Genomic DNA, 22,231 nt, shown 5'->3' on the forward strand with positions numbered 1-22,231 from the left:
GGCGGTGTGGCGAGAGGCCGCCCACGGGACCGGTACGCTTGAGGGTCACCCCTGTCAGCTCACGAAGGTATCTCCCACACGATGTCTGTCGAGTCGGTCTTCCCACAGCTCGAGGCCCTGCTCCCGCATGTGCAGAAGCCGATCCAGTACGTAGGCGGGGAGCTCAACTCCACGGTCAAGGACTGGGACTCCTGTGACGTCCGCTGGGCGCTCATGTACCCCGACGCCTACGAGGTCGGTCTGCCCAACCAGGGCGTCATGATCCTCTACGAGGTCCTCAACGAGCGCGAGGGCGTGCTCGCCGAGCGCACGTACAGCGTCTGGCCGGACCTCGAGGAGCTGATGCGCGAGCGGAAGGTGCCGCAGTTCACTGTGGACTCGCACCGTCCGGTCTCCGCGTTCGACGTGTTCGGCGTCTCGTTCTCCACCGAGCTGGGCTACACCAATCTGCTCACCGCGCTCGATCTGGCCGGGATCCCGCTGGACGCCGTCGACCGGACCGAGGACCACCCCGTGGTGGTCGCGGGCGGTCACGCCGCGTTCAACCCCGAGCCGATCGCGGACTTCGTCGACTGCGCGGTGATCGGCGACGGTGAGCAGGCCGTGCTGGAGATCACCGAGATCGTCCGGGCCTGGAAGGCCGAGGGCCGCCCCGGCGGCCGCGAGGAGCTGCTCTTCCGGCTCGCCCGCACCGGCGGGGTCTACGTGCCGCGGTTCTACGACGTGGAGTACCTGGCCGACGGCAGGATCTCCCGGGTGGTGCCCAACCGCTCGGGTGTGCCGTGGCGGGTGTCCAAGCACACCGTCATGGACCTCGACGAGTGGCCGTACCCCAAGCAGCCCCTGGTGCCGCTCGCGGAGACGGTCCACGAGCGGATGTCGGTGGAGATCTTCCGCGGCTGTACCCGCGGCTGCCGCTTCTGCCAGGCGGGCATGATCACCCGCCCGGTGCGCGAGCGCTCCATCACCGGTATCGGCGAGATGGTCGAGAAGGGGCTGAAGAACACCGGCTTCGAGGAGGTCGGCCTGCTGTCGCTGTCCTCCGCCGACCACACCGAGATCGGCGACATCGCCAAGGGGCTGGCGGACCGGTACGAAGAGGACAAGATCGGTCTGTCCCTGCCCTCGACCCGGGTCGACGCGTTCAACATCGATCTGGCCAATGAGCTGACCCGCAACGGCCGCCGATCGGGCCTGACCTTCGCCCCCGAAGGCGGCTCGGAGCGCATCCGCAAGGTCATCAACAAGATGGTCTCCGAAGAGGACCTCATCCGGACCGTCGCCACGGCCTACGGCAACGGCTGGCGCCAGGTGAAGCTGTACTTCATGTGCGGTCTGCCCACCGAGACCGACGACGACGTCCTCCAGATCGCCGACATGGCGACGAAGGTCATCGCCAAGGGCCGTGAGGTGTCCGGCAAGAACGACATCCGCTGCACCGTCTCGATCGGCGGGTTCGTCCCCAAGCCGCACACCCCGTTCCAGTGGGCGCCGCAGCTCAGCGCCGAGGAGACGGACGCGCGCCTGGAGAAGCTGCGCGACCGGATCCGCGGCGACAAGAAGTACGGCCGCTCCATCGGCTTCCGCTACCACGACGGCAAGCCCGGCATCGTCGAGGGCCTGCTCTCCCGCGGCGATCGCCGGGTGGGCGCCGTCATCCGCGCCGTCTACGAGGACGGCGGCCGCTTCGACGGCTGGCGCGAGCACTTCTCGTACGACCGCTGGATGGAGTGCGCCGAGCGGACGCTGCCCGACGTCGGGCTGGACGTCGCCTGGTACACCACCCGCGAGCGCACCTACGAGGAGGTCCTGCCCTGGGACCACCTGGACTCCGGTCTCGACAAGGACTGGCTCTGGGAGGACTGGCAGGACTCGCTCGACGAGACCGAGGTCGACGACTGCCGCTGGACCCCCTGTTTCGACTGCGGCGTCTGCCCGCAGATGCAGACCGAGATCCAGATCGGCCCCACCGGCCGCAAGCTGCTGCCGCTGTCGGTCGTGAAGTAGCCCGACCGGTAACCGGCAGCCCACAAAGTAGGCTGGAACGTGCCGGGCCGCGCAGGCCCGGCACGGAAAAGCCGAGGAACACAAGGAGACACTCCCCTGGGCAAGCGACAGCCCGAAGGCCCGCCGCCCGCACCGGCGGTGCAGCGCATCCGTTTGCGCTACACCAAGCGCGGCCGCCTCCGGTTCACCAGCCACCGCGACTTCCAGCGCGCCTTCGAGCGGGCGCTGCGCCGCGCCGAGGTGCCCATGGCCTACTCGGCGGGCTTCACCCCGCACCCCAAGGTGTCGTACGCCAATGCCGCACCCACCGGCACCGGCAGTGAGGCCGAGTACCTGGAGATCCAGCTCACCGAGGCGCGTGACCCCGACACGCTGCGCGCCCTTCTCGATGAGTCGCTGCCCCCCGGCCTGGACGTCATCGATGCCGTCGAGGCCAGAACCTCCGGTCTGGCGGACCGCCTGGAGGCGTCCGTATGGGAACTCCGGCTGGACCGGGTCCCCCACGCGGAGGCCGAACGGGCCGTCGCCGCCTTCCTCGAGGCCGACACGGTCGAGGTGGAGCGCCGGACCAAAAACGGGTTGCGAACCTTCGACGCACGTGGCGCGGTGGTCCGGCTCGAGGCGGCGGATGCCCCGGCCGATAGGCCGGTGGACGGTGGCTGTGCGATACTGCGGCTGGTGGTACGGCATCTGACACCTGCCGTACGACCCGACGACGTCCTGTCCGGTCTCCGCGCTACGGCCGACCTGGCGCCGCCGGTCCCCGCAGCGGTGACCAGGCTGGCGCAGGGGCTGCTCGATGAGGAGTCCGGCACGGTGACCGACCCGCTCGCGCCCGATCGCGAGGCAGTTCCGGCCGCCCCACCCACGGCCGCCGAGCTGACCGCCGCGATGGCGCCGGAAGGTTCCGCGTAAGGACCGCCGTCGATGCGCCGTCGATGCACTTGGGAGCCACCCGGGTCCGGCTGGCGCACTGACCAGGAGACTTTCGCCGGTCCCGGCCATGTCCGGTCCCGGCGAGCGAGACAACAGCTCCCGTGCGGCGCCCGCGCCCCGGACGGCGGCACCCGCGCATCGCGCGGCTGCGGCCGGAAGCAGGCGCGGCGCCCGGGAGCGTGACGGGAGAACCGCCCGCATGCTCGAGCCGATTGAGCCGATCGAACCTGTCCAGCCTGTCCACCCCCTGGGACAGAACGCGCCCCGTATCGGCGCGCCCGGGGACACCCAGGACAGCACCCCCAGCGACACTCTGCCGCCGCGCCGCCGCCGCGCGGCCTCCCGGCCCGCCGGTCCGCCGGTGGGCGGGGTGAGCGACGCCGAGACCGTCACCCCCGCCGTGCCGGCCATACCGGCCGAGGAGATCGCAGAGGCGACCGCCGCCGAGCCGATCGCCGCCGGTGCCGCGCCGGCCGCCGCGTCCGGCCCCGAGACCGATTCCGCCGCCGCGCCCGCCCGTCCCCGCCGCCGGGCGACCCGCAAGGCCACGGCCCCGGCCGGACCGCCCGAGGCCGCCGAAACGGTCGTACCCGCCGATGCCGGACGGGGTGCGGAGTCCACCGACGCCCCCGAGCCCGCCGCCGAGCCGGTCACCGAGCCCGCGCCGCCCGCCCGTAGCCGCCGTCGCGCCACCCGTAAGGTCACGGCTCCGGCCGGGGCGCCGGAGGCCGCCCAGGCGGTCGTGGCGGCGGAGGAGCAGCCCGCCGAGGCCGCGGCCGACACGCCGTCCGAGCCCGTTTCCGAGCCCGCGGAGGCCGCGCCGCCCGCGCGGACGCGTCGCCGTGCGACCCGTAAGGCGACCGCCCCGGCGGGCGCTCCGCGGTCGGCCGACGAGGACGCGTCGTCTGCGGCGGCCGCTGGTGGCAGTGGTGAGGAGGCCACCGCCCCAGCCGCAGTCGCAGCCGACGCCCCGGCCGAACCGGCCGAGGAGGCCCCGCGGGCCCGTACCCCCCGCCGCGCCGCCCGCAAGGCGACCGCCGTGGCGGGCGCACCGCGGACCGCCGAGCCGGAGACCGCCGAGGCCGAGGCCCCGGCGGAGGAGACCGCTGAGACCGGGACCGTGCCCGCCGCGCCCGCGCGGACTCGCCGCCGCGCCACCCGCAAGGCGACCGCCCCCGCCGGAGCGACCGGGCAGGTCGAGGCCGCCGAGGCCGCCGAGGCGCCCGCCGCCGCGCAGGAGGGCGAGAGCGCCGGGGAGGCCGCCGCCCCCGCCGCCGAGGAGGCGCCGCGCGGCCGGACCCGCCGCCGGGCCGCCCGCGCGGCTGCCGCCGCCGAGTCCGAGGCCCCCGAAGCGGAGGCCGAGCAGGAGCCCGCGCCGCGCCGCCGCCGGGCCGCGCGCCCGCCGACGGCCGTGTTCCAGGCACCGGTCTTCACCGAGCCGGTGTTCCAGACCCCGGAGAGCGCCGCCGCCGAGGCCGCGGCCGCCCAGGGCGAGGACGCCGGAGCGGAGGCCGAGGTCGAGGTCGAGGCTGAGCAGCCCGCGGCCGAGGCCGCGGCACCCGCCCGCCGCCGTCGCCGCCGCCGTGGCGAGCCCGCCGAGGAGCGCGCGGAGGCCGCCGAGGCGGCAGCCGGGACCACCGAATCCGCCGAGGCCGCCGAGCCGTCCGAGGCCGAGGAGCAGCGGGCCGAGGGCGAGCAGGGCGACGAGGAGTCGGGTGACCGCCCGGCCCGTCGCCGTCGCCGTGGCGGTCGCCGCCGTCGCCGCGGTGAGGCCGCCGACACCGAGGGCGCCGAGGGGCGTGCCGAGCGCGAGGGGCGATACGAGGACGAGTCCGACGAGACCGCCGCCGAGGGCGAGGGCGCCGAGGAGTCCGGCACCGGCCGGGCCGCCGAGGGCGCCGGGGCCGACGAGGACGCCGGGGGCTCCAGCAGCAGCCGTCGCCGCCGCCGTCGCCGCCGTCGCACCGGGGACGTCGATGTCGAGGGGGGCGGTGACGACCCGGAGCGCACCGTCGTCAAGGTCCGCGAGCCCCGCAAGAAGGAAGCCGAGTCCGGTACGAGCGCCGACGAGGTGCAGTCCATCAAGGGCTCGACGCGTCTGGAGGCCAAGAAGCAGCGCCGCCGCGAGGGCCGCGAGCAGGGCCGCCGCCGGGTGCCGATCATCACCGAGGCCGAGTTCCTGGCCCGCCGCGAGGCGGTCGAGCGGGTCATGGTGGTGCGGCAGAGCGGTGAGCGCACCCAGATCGGGGTGCTCGAGGACAACGTCCTCGTCGAGCACTTCGTCAACAAGGAGCAGTCCAGCAGCTACGTCGGCAATGTCTACCTGGGCAAGGTCCAGAACGTGCTGCCGTCGATGGAGGCCGCCTTCGTCGACATCGGCAAGGGCCGCAACGCCGTGCTGTACGCGGGCGAGGTGAACTTCGAGGCGCTGGGCCTGGCCAACGGGCCGCGCCGGATCGAGACCGCCCTGAAGTCCGGGCAGTCGGTGCTGGTCCAGGTCACCAAGGACCCGATCGGCCACAAGGGCGCCCGGCTGACCAGCCAGGTCTCCCTCCCCGGCCGCTACCTGGTGTACGTGCCCGAGGGCTCGATGACCGGTATCAGCCGCAAGCTGCCCGACACCGAGCGCGCCCGGCTGAAGCAGATCCTGAAGAAGATCGTTCCTGAGGACGCGGGTGTGATCGTCCGCACCGCCGCGGAGGGCGCCAGCGAGGAGGAGCTCGCCCGCGACGTCCGGCGTCTCCAGGCGCAGTGGGAGGAGATCCAGAAGAAGGCGAAGAGCGGCAACGCCCCGTCGCTGCTCTACGGCGAGCCGGACATGACCGTCCGGGTCGTCCGCGACATCTTCAACGAGGACTTCTCCAAGGTCATCGTGAGCGGTGGCGACGCCTGGGACACCATCCACGGCTATGTCTCGCACGTCGCGCCCGACCTGTCCGACCGGCTCCAGAAGTGGACCTCGGACGTCGACGTCTTCGCCACCTACCGGATCGACGAGCAGCTGATGAAGGCGCTGGACCGCAAGGTCTGGCTGCCCAGCGGCGGTTCGCTGGTGATCGACCGGACCGAGGCGATGGTCGTGGTCGACGTCAACACCGGCAAGTTCACCGGCCAGGGCGGCAACCTGGAGGAGACGGTCACCAGGAACAACCTGGAGGCGGCCGAGGAGATCGTGCGCCAGCTGCGGCTGCGCGACCTCGGCGGCATCATCGTGATCGACTTCATCGACATGGTGCTGGAGTCCAACCGCGATCTGGTGCTGCGCAGGCTGCTGGAGTGCCTGGGCCGGGACCGCACCAAGCACCAGGTGGCGGAGGTCACCTCGCTGGGTCTGGTCCAGATGACCCGCAAGCGGGTCGGCCAGGGGCTGCTGGAGTCCTTCTCCGAGGGCTGTGTGCACTGCAACGGCCGTGGCGTGATCGTCCACATGGATCAGCCCACGTCGGCCGCCGGCGGTGGCGGCGGCAAGCGCAAGAAGAAGAAGTCCGCGGGCACCGGTCAGCAGGCGCCCGAGCAGGAGCGGGCCGTAGCCGAGACGGAGGCCGAAGCCGAGGCGGAGGCCGAGGGCGAGACGTTCGTCGAGGCGGCCGAGGAGGCCGCCGCCGAGGCCGCGGCGCCCACGGCACTGCCGGAGCCGGTCTTCGCGGCCGACGAGGAGCTGTACAGCAGCGCCGCCGAAGCCGAGGCAGCCGCCACCCGTGGCCGTACCCGCCGCCGGGTGACCCGGAAGGCGTCCGCCCCGGCGGGCGCCCCGAAGGCCGCCGCACAGCGGGAGGCCGTGGTGGTCGTCGGCGCGGACGAGCAGAAGGAAGCGCCCCAGGCGAAGAGGGCCGAGGCGGAGGAGGCACCGGAGCGGGCCGCCGAGGTCACGGCCGAGGTGCCGGCTCCCGCCGCCCCGGAGGCCGCCGAGGCTCCCGAGGCCGCTCCCGCGCCGCGTACGCGCCGTCGGGTGACCCGGAAGGTGTCCGCCCCGGCGGGCTCGCCGACCGGCGCCGAGGACGCGGCCGTGGTGGTCGTCGGAGCGTCCGCCGCCGAGCCCTCGACCGCCGGGTCCGAGCCCGCGGCCGAGCCCGCCGACGGTGCGGCCGAGCCCGGGGCACCGGCGAAGAAGACCGCGCGCAAGACGGCCGCCAAGAAGGCCCCGGCGAAGAAGACGGCCGCCAAGAAGACCGCGGCGAAGAAGACCGCGGCCAAGAAGACGACGGCCAAGAAGACGACCGCGAAGAAGACCACGGCCAAGAAGTCGGCGTCGAAGAAGACCGCCGCGGCGGAGCAGCAGACGCCGCAGTCGGTCTCGGCCGCCGCCGACGACTGACGGCCGCCGTCACCGGACGCCGAGGGGCGCCTCCTCAGCCGGGCAGGTGCCCCTCCGGGCTCTGGTAGCCTTGACCCTCGGCGTCTGTACGCCAAACCCCTGAGCAGATCCCTCCCGCTCCGTCGGGAGAGGCCGCTCGGCCGAAGGTGAATCACGAGCGACGGTGCGTCGCGGGGAATCACTCGGTTGTCACGACCCGTGGAGGGTCGTGTGGAGCGGCTGGCATCAGAGGTCCCGTCTACGAACGAGAGAGTGAGAACCGCGTGTACGCAATCGTGCGCACCGGCGGCCGCCAGCAGAAGGTGGCCGTGGGCGACGTCATCGAGGTCGACCGGATGTCCGACAGCAAGGTCGGCGACTCCGTCGAGCTCTCGACTCTGCTCGTCGTCGACGGCGACGCCGTCACCAGTGACCCGTGGGTGCTGGCCGGCGTGAAGGTCCACGCCGAGGTCGTTGACCACCACAAGGGTGCCAAGATCGACATCCTGAAGTACAAGAACAAGACCGGTTACCGGAAGCGGATCGGCCACCGCCAGCTGCACACCGCGCTGAAGATCACCGGCATCGACTCGGCTGCGAAGTAAGGGACTGAGGAGACATGGCACACAAGAAGGGCGCATCGTCCACTCGGAACGGTCGCGACTCCAACGCCCAGCGGCTCGGGGTCAAGCGCTTCGGCGGCCAGACCGTCAACGCGGGTGAGATCCTGGTCCGCCAGCGCGGCACGCACTTCCACCCGGGCACGGGCGTCGGCCGCGGCGGCGACGACACGCTGTTCGCGCTGGCCGCCGGTGCGGTGCAGTTCGGCACCCACCGTGGCCGCAAGGTCGTGAACATCGTTCCGGTCGCTGAGTAATCAGCCCCGGCGCGACACCGCACACCTTTCCGAGGGCGGACCGCTCTTCCCCGTGACGGGGAAGCGGGTCCGCCCTCGGCGCGTTACGCAGGTAACGACGACACACCGACCCCGTACGTAACTGGAGGCACCCGTCATGACCACCTTCGTGGACCGCGTCGAGCTGCATGTCGCCGCGGGTAACGGAGGCCACGGCTGCGCCTCCGTGCACCGCGAGAAGTTCAAGCCGCTGGGCGGCCCGGACGGCGGCAACGGCGGTCGCGGCGGCGATGTGATCCTGGTCGTCGACCAGTCGGTCACCACGCTGCTCGACTACCACCACAGTCCCCACCGCAAGGCCACCAACGGCAAGCCCGGCGAGGGCGGCAACCGCTCCGGCAAGGACGGTACGGACCTGGTCCTGCCGGTTCCGGACGGCACCGTCGTCCTCGACAAGCAGGGCAATGTCCTCGCCGACCTCATCGGGGAGGGCACCACCTATGTCGCCGCCCAGGGCGGCCGCGGCGGCCTCGGCAACGCCGCCCTCGCCTCGGCCCGCCGCAAGGCCCCCGGCTTCGCGCTGCTGGGCGAGCCCGGCCAGGCCGGGGACATCGTCCTGGAGCTCAAGACCGTCGCGGACGTGGCCCTCGTCGGCTACCCCAGCGCGGGCAAGTCGTCGCTGATCTCGGTGCTCTCGGCCGCCAAGCCGAAGATCGCCGACTATCCCTTCACCACGCTGGTGCCCAACCTCGGTGTGGTCACGGCCGGTTCGACCGTCTACACCATCGCGGACGTCCCCGGGCTGATCCCCGGCGCCAGCCAGGGCAAGGGTCTGGGTCTGGAGTTCCTGCGCCATGTCGAGCGGTGCTCGGTGCTGGTGCACGTCCTGGACACCGCCGCCCTGGAGTCCGAGCGTGACCCGGTGACCGACCTCGACGTCATCGAGGCGGAGCTCGCCCAGTACGGCGGTCTGGAGAACCGGCCGCGCATCGTGGTGCTCAACAAGGTCGACGTCCCCGACGGCAAGGACCTCGCCGACATCATCCGACCGGACCTGGAGGCCCGCGGCTACCAGGTCTTCGACATCTCGGCGGTGGCCCATCTCGGCCTCAAGGAGCTGTCGTTCGCCCTGGCCAAGATCGTCGCCGATGCGCGCGCTGCCAAGCCGAAGGAGGAGGCGACCCGGATCGTCATCCGGCCCAAGGCCGTGGACGACGCGGGCTTCACGGTCGTGGCCGAGGACGGCTTCTACCGGGTGCTCGGCGAGAAGCCCGAACGCTGGGTCCGCCAGACCGACTTCAACAACGACGAGGCCGTCGGCTACCTCGCCGACCGGCTGAACCGCCTCGGCGTCGAGGAGGAGCTGATGAAGGCGGGCGCCCGCGCGGGCGACGAGGTCGTCATCGGCCCCGAGGACAACGCGGTCGTCTTCGACTGGGAGCCGACCATGTCCGCGGGCGCCGAGATGCTGGGCCGCCGGGGCGAGGATCACCGCTTCGAGGCCCCGCGCCCGGCCGCGCAGCGGCGCCGGGACCGCGAGGCGGAGCGGGACGAGGCCCAGGAGGAGTTCGACTCCTTCAAACCGTTCTGAGCGGCCTCGCCGAAGGCCGGTGGGGTTCGGTGCGCCCCGAAGGGGGGCGCGGGGCTGTGTCGATGTGCGGCTCCGCCGCGTGGGCGCGACCGGCCACGGCGCGGACTGGGCCGGAAGGGCGCTGTGCGGCGCTGTGCGGGCTCGGGACGGCGGCCCGTGACAAAGGGCCCGGGAGGAATCTCCCGGGCCCTTCTCGTGTCCGCTGCGGGGATCCGTAGCGGGGATCCGTAGCGGGGGTCAGACCGTCGCCGTCTCCTCCGGCTCCGGGGAGCCGGGCTCCAGCTCCATCTCCTCGGCCGCGTCACGGGCCTCCCGCTGCGAGGGGATCTCGTCGGACAGCCGGGTGGCCATCCGGGCCCGGCGCTCGTCGGCCTTGGCGCACAGATCCAGCGCCGCCTGGTTGAAGCGCACCAGCGAGGGCGGGTCGGACGGGCCGAGCAGGTGCACCTTCAGCTCGGCGCGGGCCGCCGTGAGCGTGTCCTGCTCCGGGTTCCGGACCGCGGCCAGCAGCTCCGCGACACCGGAGGCGTCCGGGGTGAGGATGGCGGCGGCGCGCACGGTCGGGAAGCCCGCCCGGAACTCCGCCTCCGACAGCCCGCTGGTGTTCGCCACGGCGTACGGCTTCTCGCTCGTCAGGTAGTCGGAGACCACGCTGGAGACATCGCTGATCAGCACATCGGCCTGGTTGAAGCAGGTGAAGATGGCCGGCCGCGGGCCGGTGACGATCTGGTGCTCCCAGTCCGGCAGCGAGGCCCAGTAGGCGCTCTCCCATGCGGCGGTGGCCGCAGCGACGCCCGCCGCGCGGTTGTCCTCCGGGGCGCCCTGGATCTTCATCCGCTCGATCTCGTCGGCGCTGGGGCGGAAGGAGGTGCTGGTGAGCCGGTTGAGCTCATCGGCCCGCCGGGCCAGCTCGGCGGCGGCCTCCGGGCCGGGCCGGGCACCGTCGCGCCGGGTGTTCGCCTCGGCGATCATCGCCTTGATGCGCTCGTTGGCGCTGCCCGCGCGGGGGTCGACGGAGCCGGTCATCGGATGCGGCTTGTAGAGCAGCCGGACCTTGGGGTCGGCGAGCAGCGCGCGGACGATGTTCTCGCCCGCCAGCACCACCGAGGTGTTGCCGGGGTTGCCGTCCCAGCCCTCCCAGGTCGGCGCGTAGAGAACGGTGGTGAACTCGCCCGTGGGCACGCCCGCGTAAGGGCGGATGGGCGCGAGCTGCGGACGGCCGACCTCGACCACGTCCTTGTCCTCGACGCCGATGTCGGCGAGCTGGTAGCGCTCGCGCGCGGCCGGGCCCGCGACCCACACCTCGTCGTACGCCTTGGCGTACGGGTTGCAGCTGGAGAGCTTGTCGCTCTCGCCGTGGTTGGTGAACGCGTGCTTGATCGAGGGGATCCGCAGCACCTGGGAGGTCTTGCCGGAGTTCGCCGGGTGCAGCAGCACCTTGAGGGTGGAGTGCTCCAGCCGCATCAGATGCGCGACCTTCGGGAGGCAGACGATCGGCACGTCGGTGGCGTCGATCTTCTGCACCATGAAGCGCTCACGGAGCACGATGATCGGGTTGCCGTCGAGCGCGGCGAGCGTGGAGAGCCACATGTTCGCCTGGTAGGCGGAGGAGTTGCCGCCGGAGAAGTACATGCCCACGGTCGGCCGGTACTCGGCCAGCCACGCGTCCAGCCACTCCAGGGCCTTGGCCTCGTTGACGATCCGCTTGCGCGGCAGCAGCCAGGTGCCGAGGTGGACCGTGCCGCCGAGGGCGATCAGCAGCGCTACCGCCAGACCGGCACCGCCCCACCAGCCGTTCTTGGTGGCCGCGGTGGTCAGCAGACCGGCGGTGACCGGGGTGGCGAGACGCAGCAGCCGGCGGGCGTGCTGGCGGGCGAACAGCCGCGGCGGGGCCTCGGACAGCCGCAGGGCGGACGCGTCGATGTTGCGGGTCACGAACGGCAGTTGGCGCGAGCGGCGGACCAGTATGGCCACCGCCTGGCATGCGAAGTGCAGCACGTAGAAGGCGAGCAGGGCCACGGTGAGCGGCGCCTGCTCATGCAGCGGATTGATGCCCTCGATCCGCAGCAGCCCGACCATGATGAGCATGTCGCGGAACAGCTGGCGCACCGTGACGTCGAAGCGGACCTTGCCCAGCAGCGACAGCAGCCCCGGCTGCTTGTGCTGGAGGAAGAGATCGAGTGCGAGACCACACGCCGAGGCGACGATGAGGAGAGGTACGTTCGGAAGCACGGCGCCGACGAGCTGTGTGGTGAAGAACACCACCATCGCGAGCAACGCCGTCAGCTGTACGACCCGGCGTGGGGCGAATCCGGCAGAGGGCACTGGGAGGGCTCCTGGCAGGAGGGCAACGGACAGAAAAGGGGGACCCCTGACCGTATGCCGCCGCCCGGCCCGGTAGCAATCCGCGCGGGTGTCAACCGCCTCGAACCGGGCCCAAACGATCATCGGAAGGGGCCCCGCGGCCCCGTCCGGGGTCTGGAACGCGCAGGCGGGCGAGGGCGCGTCTGACGTAGATTCCCCCTTGTCATGATGAGTGTGCAAGGCATGCGTTCCATGAGGCGTACGGTGCGTGACGACGGCGTCCGGACGTGTGACGAGGCCGGGGATGGAGCAGGGGAGCGGAGTGGCTGAGCAGGACGGGTCGGCGGTACGGGACGAGGTGGCCGCCGCCCGCAGGATCGTGGTCAAGGTCGGCTCGTCCTCCCTCACCACCGCGGCGGGGGGTCTGGACGCGGACCGGGTCGACGCACTGGTCGATGTGCTCGCGAAGGTCCTGGAAGGGGTGGGGGACCGGGCGGAGGCCGCGGACGGCAAGGAGATAGTCCTGGTCTCCTCGGGCGCCATCGCTGCCGGTCTGGCCCCGCTGGGCCTGGAGCGGCGCCCCCGTGACCTGGCCCGCCAGCAGGCGGCCGCCAGTGTCGGACAGGGGCTGCTGGTGGCCCGCTACACGGCGTCCTTCGCCCGCTACGGGCGGCGGGTCGGCCAGGTGCTGCTCACCACCGACGACACCAGCCGCCGCGCCCACTACCGGAACGCCACCCGCACCCTGGACCAGCTGCTCGCCATGGGCGCGCTGCCGATCGTCAACGAGAACGACACGGTGGCCACCGACGAGATCCGGTTCGGCGACAACGACCGGCTGGCGGCCTTGGTCGCCCATCTGGTGCGGGCCGATCTGCTGGTGCTGCTCTCCGATGTGGACGGCCTCTACGACGGGGACCCCAGGAGCCCCGGTACCTCCCGGATCGACGAGGTGAGGGGCCCGAAGGACCTGGACGGGGTGTCGATCGGCAGCGCGGGGCGCTCCGGGGTCGGCACCGGCGGCATGGTCACCAAGGTCGAGGCGGCCCGGATCGCGGCCGCGGCCGGGGTGCCGGTGGTGCTCACCTCCACCAGCCGGGCCGGTGACGCCCTGCTCGGCCGCCGTACCGGTACCTACTTCCACCGCACCGGCCGCCGCTCGGCCAACCGGCTGCTGTGGCTCGCGCACGCCTCCGCGCCGCGCGGTGCGCTCATCCTGGACGACGGGGCGGTGCGCGCCGTGGTGGAGCGCCGCACCTCGCTGCTCCCGGCCGGGATCGCGTCCGTGGAGGGCGAGTTCACCGCCGGGGACCCGGTGGAGCTGCGGGACACCGAGGGGCGCGCGGTCGCCCGCGGGCTGGTCAACTTCGACGCCAAGGAGATCCCCCGGCTGCTCGGGCGGTCCACCCGTGAGCTGGCCCGTGAGCTCGGGCCCGCCTACGAACGCGAGGTCGTGCACCGCGACGATCTGGTGGTGCTGGACCGCTGAGGCCGCGCCCGGGGCGCCGGCGGGCGCGGGTCCGGGCACCCCGGCCCCCGCGCACCGGCTCTCCCGCCCGCGCGAGGGTGGAGAAGACGGCGCGCGAGGGTGGGAAGACGGCGCGGGCGGGGGTGAAGCGGGTGGCGGGGCGGGGGGAAAGCGGGCGGCGGGGCGGGGGAGAAGGGGAGGAATTCGCGACAAGTCCGCGTCATTCCTTGGAGACCTTGTGCAAAAACGCCCCGCGGCACCGCCGGGGCTGGTCAACTTTGTCCACGGGGCCGCGAGGGCAGCGGGTCCGTGATGGGCCGCGGCGGCCCCGGAGCGGAAGCCGAAGCCGCGGATCATCAGCCACACCGCCACTAGTGCTCCGCCCGCGGATGAGCGGAGCAGCGAGCTACAGGAGGCCGCCGGTGAGACGAGGGCGCCCGGGGGCGTCGCCCAGAGGGGCGGCGGAGCGCACCCTGACCAGTGTCGGAACGGGCGACGCCGGGGCGGCGGCCGCGGAGGCCGGGACCGGGGGCGCCACGGCGCGGGCCGCCGGGCGCGTCGAGAGCTCCCGGCTGTGGCACATCACCCTCAGCGTCTCGGGCGTCGAGGCGCCGCTGCGGGAGGTCCGGCGGGCCCTGGAGCAGCTGGCCCACGACCACCCTTTCCTGCTGACCAGCCGCTACGCCAACGATCATGCCGAGATCCGCTACTGGGAAGAGGCCCGTGATCTGCACGACGCGGCGGCGGTCGCGCTGCGGCTGTGGGGTGAGCACCGCTCCACGGCCAACCTCCCGCCGTGGGAGATCGTGGGGCTCGAGGTCATCGACCGTGACACGTATCACCAGCGGATCGCGGAGGGCTACGGCCCGCCGCCCGCCTCCCCGGTGGGTGTGCACCCGTTCTGAGGACGCATGTGCACCCCCGGAATGTGAGAACACCATCTCGAGGAGCGGAACAGCGGCCGGATCGGGCCCACCGGCTCAGTAGGCTGCCTGCATGACCAGCGCACCCACGTCGCCGCTCACCGACCCCTGGCCGAAGTCTCCGGTCCTCCAGGCCGCCTACCGGGCCCGGGCCGCCGCCGCCGATCTCGCCCCGCTGCCGCGCGCCGTCAAGGACGACGCGCTGCTCGCCATGGCCGACGCCCTCGAGGTGCGCACCAAGGAGATCGTCGAGGCGAACGCTGCCGATGTGAGCCGGGCCCGTGAGGCGGGCACCAGCGACGCCATCGTCGACCGGCTGACCCTCACTCCCGAGCGGGTGCGGGCCATCGCCTCGGACGTCCGGGATGTGGTCGCGCTGCCCGATCCGGTCGGCGAGGTGGTGCGCGGCTCGACCCTGCCCAACGGGATCGACCTGCGCCAGGTGCGGGTGCCGCTCGGCGTCGTCGGGATCATCTACGAGGCCCGGCCCAATGTGACGGTGGACGCGGCCGCGTTGTGCCTGAAGTCGGGCAACGCCGTACTGCTGCGCGGCTCTTCGTCCGCGTACCACTCCAACAGCGCGCTGGTGAAGGTCCTGCGGGACGCCGTCGGCGGTGCCGGACTGCCCGCGGACGCCGTGCAGTTGGTGCCGGGCGAGAGCCGGGAGTCGGTGCGCGAGCTGATGCGCGCCCGCGGTCTGGTCGATGTGCTGATCCCGCGCGGCGGCGCGTCCCTGATCCGCGCCACCGTCGAGGAGTCGACGGTTCCGGTCATCGAGACCGGCACCGGCAACTGCCATGTGTACGTGGACGCGCAGGCCGATCTCGACATGGCGGTCGACATCCTGGTGAACTCCAAGGCCCAGCGACCGAGCGTGTGCAACGCGGCCGAGACGCTGCTGGTGCACCAGGACATCGCGCCGAAGTTCCTGCCGCGCGCCCTGGAGGCGCTGGCCGAGGCCGGGGTCACCGTGCACGGTGACGAGCGCGTGGTGGCGCTCGCGGAGGGATCCAAGGCCACCGTCGTCCCGGCGGTGATGGACGACTGGGAGACCGAATACCTGTCGTACGACATCGCGGCGGCGGTGGTGGACTCCCTGGAGGCCGCGGTGTCCCACATCCGGCTGTGGTCCTCCGGTCACACCGAGGCCATCGTGACGGCCTCCCAGGCGGCCGCCCGCCGCTTCACCCAACTGGTGGACTCCACCACGGTCGCCGTCAACGCCTCCACCCGTTTCACGGATGGCGGACAGTTCGGCTTCGGCGCCGAGATCGGCATCTCCACCCAGAAGCTGCACGCCCGCGGCCCCATGGGACTGCCCGAGCTGACCTCGACCAAATACATTGTCACCGGCGACGGGCACACCCGCTGACTCACCCGTTCGGGGGACGTCCGCCGCTGGGTCCCGCTGGGGTGGATCTTCCCCCGAATACCATTTCGCCCTGCCCAAATTGACCCGTCCGGTCTACTCTGAATGGGTGCCGGACGACGTGGGGGGCAAGCCGTTCCCGAACGGCGACGAGCCCGACGACCGCAGCCACGGTGAGGTGAACGACGAGTTCGCCGCCGTGGTCTTCGACGAGGACTTCGTACGGTCGGCCCCGATCCATGAACCGACCGCCGTGGAACGGATGCTGGCCGCCGCCCAGGCCCGCGCCGAGGCCGAGGCGTCCCGGCGGCGCCCCGCCGGGGTGCCCTCCGAGGACGAGCTGTTCGAGGACGGCTACGGCCCGGACGGCGAGGCCGAGTTCGGCTACGACCCGGACGACACCGATCCGGACGGCCGCTTCGGCCGCGGCCGGGACCCGGACGGCCTCTACGGCCCGTACGGCCCCTACGGGCGGTACGGCAGCGCCGGGCGTCCCTATCGAGGCCATGCCCGCTGGCAGCGCCCGGTGGCCTGGCTGCTGGCCGTCCTCATGGGAGTCGGCGTGGTCGCGCTGGCCTTCACGGCGGTCTACCGGGGCGCCTCGGGCAACCGCCAGGACCCGGTCCCGCCACCCGCCAGCAGCGGTGTCGACGGCAGTCCGACCGGGCCGCCGCGCCTGGAGCCCTCGCCGTCCTCCTCGGCCGAGTCCGAGACGCCGCCCGCCTCCACCGCACGCCGGTCGCCCTGAGTCCGCCTTTCCGGGGGTCGGCGCTCCCTCGGCCGCCGCACGCCGGTGGAGCACCGCGTTCTTCCAGCACGTCGTGCGGTATGCGGCGTTTCCTCCCGGGGCTGTCCGAAGTTGTGGAGTACCACCGCGTTTACCGCTGCCCGGAGCGACCTACTCTTGAGGTATGACCGGGCGTGGAGACCCTCCCGAGGGGACACCCGACGGCGTCCCGGGAGGTGGTGAGGACGAGTACCGCTCCGTCGTATTCGACGAGTCGTTCGTTCGTGCTGCCCGGCTCCAGGAGTTCTCCGCCCGGGAGCGGATGGGCGAGCACGCGCGGGCGGTGCGCAGCCGCCACGCCTGGGCCAGGGCCGGGGCGTCGCGGCAGGCCGTCGTCCTCATCCTGCTGATCGCCCTCGCCTTCGCCGCGGCCGTCTACATGGGGGTGCGCCACCCCTATCAGGCCCCGCCGCCGCAGACCGTCGAGCCGCTGCACAGCAGTGTGGTGCCGCTGGCACCGCGTGGTGAGGTGCCCGGCGGGGCGCCGGCGGAGCTGTTCCGCAACAGCCCGGCCGCCGAGTTCCGCACCGGTGCCGCGGGGGTCACCCTGCCCGGGGCCCGGCGCACCCAGAGCTTCTCCGAGAGCCAGGTGATGTCGGCGCTCACCACGGCCAAGGAGTACGTGGTCACCTCGGCCCTCGATCCGGGCGTGCTCACCGGCGGCCCGGTGCGCTCGGTGCGGCTGCTGCTCGACCCGGCCCAGCAGAACCAATTCGATCAGAGTTTCGAACATCCGGTGGACGACGGACGCCATGCCGCCACCGGCTGGCTCACCCGCTTCAACCCGGCCGAGGTCACCCTGGCCGACACCCCGGTGCGGGTGCAGGGCACGCTCACCGTCGTCGAGCGCAGCCCCGCCACTTTGGAGGTCAACGCCGACCACATCTTCGTCTACGCGGTGCAGCGGGCCCATGAGCGCGGTCCGGACCACGCCTCGCTGTTCACCGTGCGCCGTGAGTCGCGGTTCCGCTTCGACCGCGAGGATCTGCGCGACCACCATCTGGAGCTGGTGCAGAGCGCCGTGCTGGCGGGCCCGCAGACCTGCGCCGCGAACGCCTCCGGCTATCTGCGGCCGCTGCTCGCCGGGCAGAGCGCCAAGGGCGACGCCCCCGGCGGGACCGACCCGTACGCACCGGGCCGGACCACGGTCTCGCTCTGCGGCGCCCTGACGCCCGGCTCCCAGCCCCGTACGGGCGGGGCCTCGTAGGACCCGCGGGACCCGCGGGGCCCGTAGGACTCCTTGGGAAGCGGGGACTCGCGGAAAGGCCCCACAAGACCCTCGCAGGGCCTCCTGACGCCCCTCCCCGGCTCGCTCAGCCCTTGCGCGGGCCGTTCCCGGGCCCGTCCCCCGGCCCCTCCCCGCGGCCTTCGCCGGGCGGGGTGCCGTCCTCCCGGCCCGTGTCGTCCGCACCCGCGGTGTCCTCCGAGCCCGAGCCCTGGGACGTCTCCCCGCCCGTCCGGCCGCCGCCGGTGAACCGGTCGCGCAGCTTGCTGCCCAGGTCCCCGGCGCCGCCCGCCACGTCCCGGACGAACGTCATCAGCGGATCCCGGCTGTTGCGCACGGACTCCGCGTAGTGGTTCGCGGACTCGCGGAAGGAGCCGCTGACCGAGGTGTCCTTGTCCTCGTCCCGTCGCGGGTAGTGGCCGTCCATGAGCCGCTGGTAGTCACGGCCGGCGGCCCACTTCTTCAGCTCGGCCGCGCGCACCGTGGTGAACGGGTGGCTGCGCGGCAGCATGTTGAGGATCTTGAGCACGGAGTCGCGCATGTCCCCGCTCGACTCGTACTCCTCCGCCTGCTCCAGGAACGCGTCCACGTTCATCTCGTGCAGATGGTGGCCGCCCGCGAGCTTCATCAGCCCGCGCATCGACGCCTGGAGGTCCTGGCCCACCAGCAGCCCCGCCCGGTCCGCCGACAGCTCCGACTTGCGGAACCACTCGCGCAACGCCGTCACCAGCGCCAGCACCGCCACATTGCCCAGCGGGATCCAGGCCACCTTCAGCGCCAGGCTGGTGAGGAAGAGCAGTATCGTCCGGTAGACGGAGTGGCCGGAGAGCGCATGGCCCACCTCATGGCCGATGACCGCCCGCATCTCCTCCTCGTCGAGCAGCTCCACCAGCCCGGTGGTCAGCACGATGATCGGCTCGTCCATGCCGATGCACATCGCGTTCGGCTGCGGGTTCTGGGTGATGTACATGGCCGGGACCTTCTGGAGGTCCAGGATGTAACAGGCGTCCCGCAGCATGTCGTTGAGGTGCGCGAACTGCCGGTCGCTCACCCGCACCGAATCGGACAGGTACAGCAGCCGCAGACTGCGCTCGGGCAGCAGCCCGCTCAACGCCTTGAATGCGGTGTCGAAGCCGGTCAGCTTGCGCAGGGCGACCAGGGCCGAGCGGTCCGCGGGATGTTCGTACGCGCGCGAGGAGATGCCGGGGAACCGCCGCCGGTTGCGGCCCGGCAACCGCTCCTGCCCGTCACCCTGTCCAAAGGTGCTGCTGTCGCCCATGTGGCCCCCTCGTCGCCGATGTTCCGCCGGACTGCCTCGGTACTGCCCCGTCCCCCGGCGGACCCCAGCCTAGGCCCTGACCGGCGGGGGGTTAGCGTGGAGACATGCCCGATATGACTGGCCTCACCGAAGTGCTCGCCGCCACCTCCAAGGACGCCGGACCGGGGGCGCTGCTGCGCACGGTCATCGTCGTCGGCGTGATGGGCGCGGCCCTGCTCGCCTGGTTCCTGCTGCGGGGATACGGCAACAAGCAGGACTGACCGCCGGACGGGACCGCGAACCAGGGCGCCGGGGCGAAGGCGGGACGGCGAGCAGCGCGGAATTCGGCTCGCATACGATGTGGCCGACGTGACTCGACGCCTAGACCCCGATAGGTAGTGCCTGCGATGAGCGCTTACAGCACCGCACACACCCTGGCCACCCTTGCCTCCGAGGGGGGCGAGCACCACACCGACACCCATGCGAGCATCAGCCCGTTCATGACCGGTGGCGCCGCGCTCGTCATCCTCTTCCTGCTGCTGTGGATCACCACCCGTTTCAACCGGGACCGCTGACCGGGGCCGTGGGCCCTGCGGGCCCCGGCCGCGGACCGGGCCCAGTAGGGTCTGCACGCATGGAAGAGCAGAAGGTGCCCGGCAAGCGGCGGCTCGGTGTGATGGGCGGGACGTTCGACCCGATCCACCACGGACACCTGGTCGCGGCGAGCGAGGTGGCGTCGCAGTTCCATCTGGACGAGGTGGTGTTCGTGCCCACCGGGCAGCCGTGGCAGAAGAGCCACAAGAAGGTTTCCCCGGCCGAGGACCGCTATCTGATGACGGTCATCGCGACCGCCTCCAATCCGCAGTTCTCGGTCAGCCGTATCGACATCGACCGCGGCGGACCGACGTACACCACCGACACCCTCCGGGACCTCCGGGCGTCCAACGGTGACGCGGATCTGTTCTTCATCACCGGCGCGGACGCGCTCGCCCAGATCCTCACCTGGCGCGACGCCGAAGAGCTGTTCTCGCTCGCCCACTTCATCGGGGTGACCCGGCCGGGGCACATACTGGCCGACCCGGGTCTGCCGGAGGGCGGAGTGTCCCTGGTCGAGGTGCCCGCGCTGGCGATCTCGTCCTCGGACTGCCGCTCGCGCGTCGCCCATGGCGAACCCGTCTGGTATCTGGTGCCTGACGGCGTGGTGCGCTACATCGACAAGCGCGAGCTGTACCGGCACGACTGCTGAAGGGGTACCCCCGGTGAATGACGGACAGGATCCGTACGACCCGTACGCGCAGGATCCGTACGCCCAGGAGCCGCAGATCCACGACTACGACGCCTATGGGCGTCCGGTCTACCAGCCGCAGGCGGGGCAGCAGACCTACGACCCGCAGCAGGCCCCCTACGACTCGCAGCAGGCCCCCTACGACCCGCAGCAGGGTTACGACCCGCAGCGGAGTCACGACGCGTACGGGCAGGCCCAGCCCCGGGGCGGGCAGCAGGGGCAGGGCGGCTACGGCTACGACCCCTACGCCCAGCCGCAGCAGCCGCAGCATCCCCATCCCCCCCAGGCGCCCCAGCACCCCCGGACCGCTCAGCATCCGCGGACGCGTCACCCGCAGGCGCAGCCGTACGACCCGTACCCGGGGCAGCAGCAGTACCCGTACGACAGCCGGCAGCAGGGTTACGGCTACGACCAGGCGCCGGCGGTCCCGCCGCAGCGCGAGTCCAACCCGTACGAGGAGCTGAGCCCCGAGGCGCTCCAGGAGCCGCGGGCCGGGTCCGCCGCCGAGTCGCGACCCGGCCGCGGGCCGGGGGCGGCGAAGGGGGAGGAGCCCGACGAGGACTACCGCACCGAGCAGTTCTCCTTCGTCGAGGAGCCCGACGAGGACTCCGACGTCATCGACTGGCTGAAGTTCGCCGAGACCCGTACCGAGCGGCGCGACGAGCGCAAGCGCAAGGGCCGCAACCGCATGGTCGCGCTGATCGTGGTGCTGGTTCTGGCGGCCGCGGGCGGGGTCGGCTACCTCTGGGTCGCGGGCAAGCTGCCGGGGCTGTCCGGAGGGACGGCCGACGAGGCGGCGGGCGGTCCGCAGCAGCGCGACGTGATCGTCGTCCATCTGCGCGAGACCAAGGGCGGCCGTTCCTCCACCGCCCTGCTGGTGGACAACGAGACCACCAAGAAGGGCACCACCGTCCTGCTGCCCAACTCGCTGTCCGTCGCCACCGAGGAGGGCGGCTCCACCACGCTCGGCAAGTCGGTCACCGACGAGGGCTCGGACTCCACCCGGGATTCCCTGAGCACCCTGCTGGGCTCGAAGATCCAGGGCACCTGGCGGCTGGACACCCCGTATCTGGAGAACCTGGTCGAGCTGGTCGGCGGGATCACCGTGACCACCGACGCGACGGTGCCGGACAGGCAGAAGGACGCGGCTCCGCTGGTGAAGAAGGGCCGGGAGCAGCCCCTGAGCGGGCAGGCGGCTGTGGCATACGCCACCTACCGCGGGCCGGGCGAGCCCCAGACCAAGCAGCTGGCCCGGTTCGGCCAGGTCATGCACGCGGCGCTGAAGAAGCTCTCCAGCGATGAGAAGGGCGCGACCAACACCGTGGAGTCGCTGGCCCAGATCCCCGATCCCTCGCTGTCCGAGCAGCAGCTCGGCGCCTCGCTGGCCCGGCTGGCCGGGCAAGCGAAGAGCGGCGACTACAACACCGCGATGCTGCCGGTCCAGCAGGACGGGACACTCAGCACCCGGGCCGCCGACCACGTGGTGAAGGACATCCTCGGCGGAGCCGTGAAGAACACCGCCGGCGACGCCCCACGGGTCAGCGTGACCAACGCGGGCGGCGCCGCGGACGCGGCCGGTTCGGCCCGGGTCACGCTGGTCAACGGCGGCTTTACGGTCGTCTCCGCAACGGAGGGCGGCGGCACTCCGCAGACGGCGTCGCGGGTCACCTACGCCGACGCCGCCCAGGAGGCCCAGGCCAAGGAGGTCGCCAAGACGCTCGGCCTGCCCTCGAGCGCGGTGCGCAAGGGCAAGGGCGCGGCCAACGCCGACATCACGGTGGTCCTCGGCCGGGACTACACGGGCAAGGGCTGAGCGCCCCGGATCCCGCCACCGGATCCCGCCACCGGACCCTCGCGGCGGCCGCCTCCGGGCGGCCGCCGCGGTGCGTCCGGACCGCCGCCGGGTCCTGGCCCGGTGGGACGGCGGC

At 72.4% G+C, this 22,231-nt stretch carries 17 protein-coding genes; 15 read left to right on the top strand and 2 right to left on the bottom strand.

All coding sequences use genetic code 11. The annotated features are described in order from the left end of the window. The first annotated feature begins 81 nt into the window (after nt 1-81). From HUT19_RS27265 to obgE, 6 genes are all read left to right on the top strand, one after another. Entirely contained in the window at nt 82-2,007 is a 1,926-nt protein-coding gene (locus HUT19_RS27265) for a TIGR03960 family B12-binding radical SAM protein (RefSeq protein WP_176182988.1), read from the top strand. Between the two features lie 138 nt (nt 2,008-2,145). Next, nucleotides 2,146-2,922: a TIGR03936 family radical SAM-associated protein gene (locus tag HUT19_RS27270; protein ID WP_176182989.1), complete on the top strand. Its 777-nt coding sequence runs from the start codon at nt 2,146-2,148 to the stop codon at nt 2,920-2,922. A 220-nt stretch (nt 2,923-3,142) separates the two neighbouring features. Beyond that, nucleotides 3,143-7,258, top strand: coding sequence for an Rne/Rng family ribonuclease (locus HUT19_RS27275; RefSeq protein WP_176182990.1), 4,116 nt, complete (start codon nt 3,143-3,145; stop codon nt 7,256-7,258). A 263-nt stretch (nt 7,259-7,521) separates the two neighbouring features. Then, nucleotides 7,522-7,842, top strand: coding sequence for a 50S ribosomal protein L21 (rplU, locus tag HUT19_RS27280; protein ID WP_176182991.1), 321 nt, complete (start codon nt 7,522-7,524; stop codon nt 7,840-7,842). Between the two features lie 14 nt (nt 7,843-7,856). Beyond that, nucleotides 7,857-8,114 carry a 50S ribosomal protein L27 gene (gene rpmA / locus HUT19_RS27285; RefSeq protein WP_176182992.1) on the top strand — a complete coding sequence of 86 codons (258 nt, stop codon included), beginning with the start codon at nt 7,857-7,859 and terminating at the stop codon, nt 8,112-8,114. 136 nt (nt 8,115-8,250) lie between these two features. After that, nucleotides 8,251-9,684, top strand: a complete 1,434-nt coding sequence (obgE, locus tag HUT19_RS27290; protein ID WP_176182993.1) for a GTPase ObgE — start codon at nt 8,251-8,253, stop codon at nt 9,682-9,684. Nucleotides 9,685-9,921: 237 nt separating this feature from the next. On the opposite strand, the gene HUT19_RS27295 is transcribed toward obgE, so the two are convergent. Beyond that, on the bottom strand, nt 9,922-12,009 hold the full coding sequence (locus tag HUT19_RS27295) for a hypothetical protein (protein ID WP_176182994.1): 2,088 nt from the start codon (nt 12,007-12,009) through the stop codon (nt 9,922-9,924). Between the two features lie 337 nt (nt 12,010-12,346). Here HUT19_RS27295 and proB point away from each other — a divergent pair, with 337 nt between their 5' ends. The 5 genes from proB to HUT19_RS27320 all read left to right on the top strand — a co-directional run bounded on the left by proB (nt 12,347) and on the right by HUT19_RS27320 (nt 17,742). After that, nucleotides 12,347-13,477 carry a glutamate 5-kinase gene (gene proB / locus HUT19_RS27300; RefSeq protein WP_176187356.1) on the top strand — a complete coding sequence of 377 codons (1,131 nt, stop codon included), beginning with the start codon at nt 12,347-12,349 and terminating at the stop codon, nt 13,475-13,477. 401 nt (nt 13,478-13,878) lie between these two features. Continuing rightward, nucleotides 13,879-14,361, top strand: a complete 483-nt coding sequence (locus tag HUT19_RS27305) for a hypothetical protein (RefSeq protein WP_176182995.1) — start codon at nt 13,879-13,881, stop codon at nt 14,359-14,361. Nucleotides 14,362-14,452: 91 nt separating this feature from the next. Then, nucleotides 14,453-15,751: a glutamate-5-semialdehyde dehydrogenase gene (locus HUT19_RS27310; protein WP_176182996.1), complete on the top strand. Its 1,299-nt coding sequence runs from the start codon at nt 14,453-14,455 to the stop codon at nt 15,749-15,751. 106 nt (nt 15,752-15,857) lie between these two features. Then, complete coding sequence (locus HUT19_RS27315; RefSeq protein WP_254885813.1) at nt 15,858-16,496, top strand: hypothetical protein; 639 nt, start codon at nt 15,858-15,860, stop codon at nt 16,494-16,496. A 163-nt stretch (nt 16,497-16,659) separates the two neighbouring features. After that, nucleotides 16,660-17,742 carry a hypothetical protein gene (locus HUT19_RS27320; protein ID WP_176182998.1) on the top strand — a complete coding sequence of 361 codons (1,083 nt, stop codon included), beginning with the start codon at nt 16,660-16,662 and terminating at the stop codon, nt 17,740-17,742. 106 nt (nt 17,743-17,848) lie between these two features. Here HUT19_RS27320 and HUT19_RS27325 read toward each other — a convergent pair whose 3' ends face one another. Further along, entirely contained in the window at nt 17,849-19,039 is a 1,191-nt protein-coding gene (locus HUT19_RS27325; protein WP_176182999.1) for a M48 family metallopeptidase, read from the bottom strand. Nucleotides 19,040-19,143: 104 nt separating this feature from the next. On the opposite strand from HUT19_RS27325, the gene HUT19_RS27330 reads away from it, so the two are divergent. The 4 genes from HUT19_RS27330 to HUT19_RS27345 all read left to right on the top strand — a co-directional run bounded on the left by HUT19_RS27330 (nt 19,144) and on the right by HUT19_RS27345 (nt 22,116). Further along, entirely contained in the window at nt 19,144-19,299 is a 156-nt protein-coding gene (locus tag HUT19_RS27330) for a hypothetical protein (protein WP_176183000.1), read from the top strand. A gap of 126 nt (nt 19,300-19,425) precedes the next feature. Next, the gene (locus HUT19_RS27335) at nt 19,426-19,593 is read left to right on the top strand and encodes a hypothetical protein (RefSeq protein ID WP_176183001.1); all 168 of its coding nucleotides are present in this window, start codon (nt 19,426-19,428) and stop codon (nt 19,591-19,593) included. Between the two features lie 59 nt (nt 19,594-19,652). Next, the gene (gene nadD, locus HUT19_RS27340; protein WP_176183002.1) at nt 19,653-20,264 is read left to right on the top strand and encodes a nicotinate-nucleotide adenylyltransferase; all 612 of its coding nucleotides are present in this window, start codon (nt 19,653-19,655) and stop codon (nt 20,262-20,264) included. 13 nt (nt 20,265-20,277) lie between these two features. Continuing rightward, on the top strand, nt 20,278-22,116 hold the full coding sequence (locus HUT19_RS27345) for an LCP family protein (RefSeq protein WP_176183003.1): 1,839 nt from the start codon (nt 20,278-20,280) through the stop codon (nt 22,114-22,116). Nucleotides 22,117-22,231 lie beyond the last annotated feature (115 nt).

It is taken from the genome of Streptomyces sp. NA02950 (genome assembly GCF_013364155.1).
In the GTDB taxonomy this organism is placed as follows: domain Bacteria; phylum Actinomycetota; class Actinomycetes; order Streptomycetales; family Streptomycetaceae; genus Streptomyces.

What these genes read in the sequence shown, in the direction of transcription:
- HUT19_RS27265 (WP_176182988.1), top strand. Translation starts at nt 82, where the DNA reads ATGTCTGTCGAGTCGGTCTTCCCACAGCTCGAGGCCCTGCTCCCGCAT.
- HUT19_RS27275 (WP_176182990.1), top strand. Translation starts at nt 3,143, where the DNA reads ATGCTCGAGCCGATTGAGCCGATCGAACCTGTCCAGCCTGTCCACCCC.
- rpmA (WP_176182992.1), top strand. Translation starts at nt 7,857, where the DNA reads ATGGCACACAAGAAGGGCGCATCGTCCACTCGGAACGGTCGCGACTCC.
- obgE (WP_176182993.1), top strand. Translation starts at nt 8,251, where the DNA reads ATGACCACCTTCGTGGACCGCGTCGAGCTGCATGTCGCCGCGGGTAAC.
- HUT19_RS27310 (WP_176182996.1), top strand. Translation starts at nt 14,453, where the DNA reads ATGACCAGCGCACCCACGTCGCCGCTCACCGACCCCTGGCCGAAGTCT.
- HUT19_RS27320 (WP_176182998.1), top strand. Translation starts at nt 16,660, where the DNA reads ATGACCGGGCGTGGAGACCCTCCCGAGGGGACACCCGACGGCGTCCCG.
- HUT19_RS27325 (WP_176182999.1), bottom strand. Translation starts at nt 19,039, where the DNA reads ATGGGCGACAGCAGCACCTTTGGACAGGGTGACGGGCAGGAGCGGTTG.
- HUT19_RS27330 (WP_176183000.1), top strand. Translation starts at nt 19,144, where the DNA reads ATGCCCGATATGACTGGCCTCACCGAAGTGCTCGCCGCCACCTCCAAG.
- HUT19_RS27335 (WP_176183001.1), top strand. Translation starts at nt 19,426, where the DNA reads ATGAGCGCTTACAGCACCGCACACACCCTGGCCACCCTTGCCTCCGAG.
- nadD (WP_176183002.1), top strand. Translation starts at nt 19,653, where the DNA reads ATGGAAGAGCAGAAGGTGCCCGGCAAGCGGCGGCTCGGTGTGATGGGC.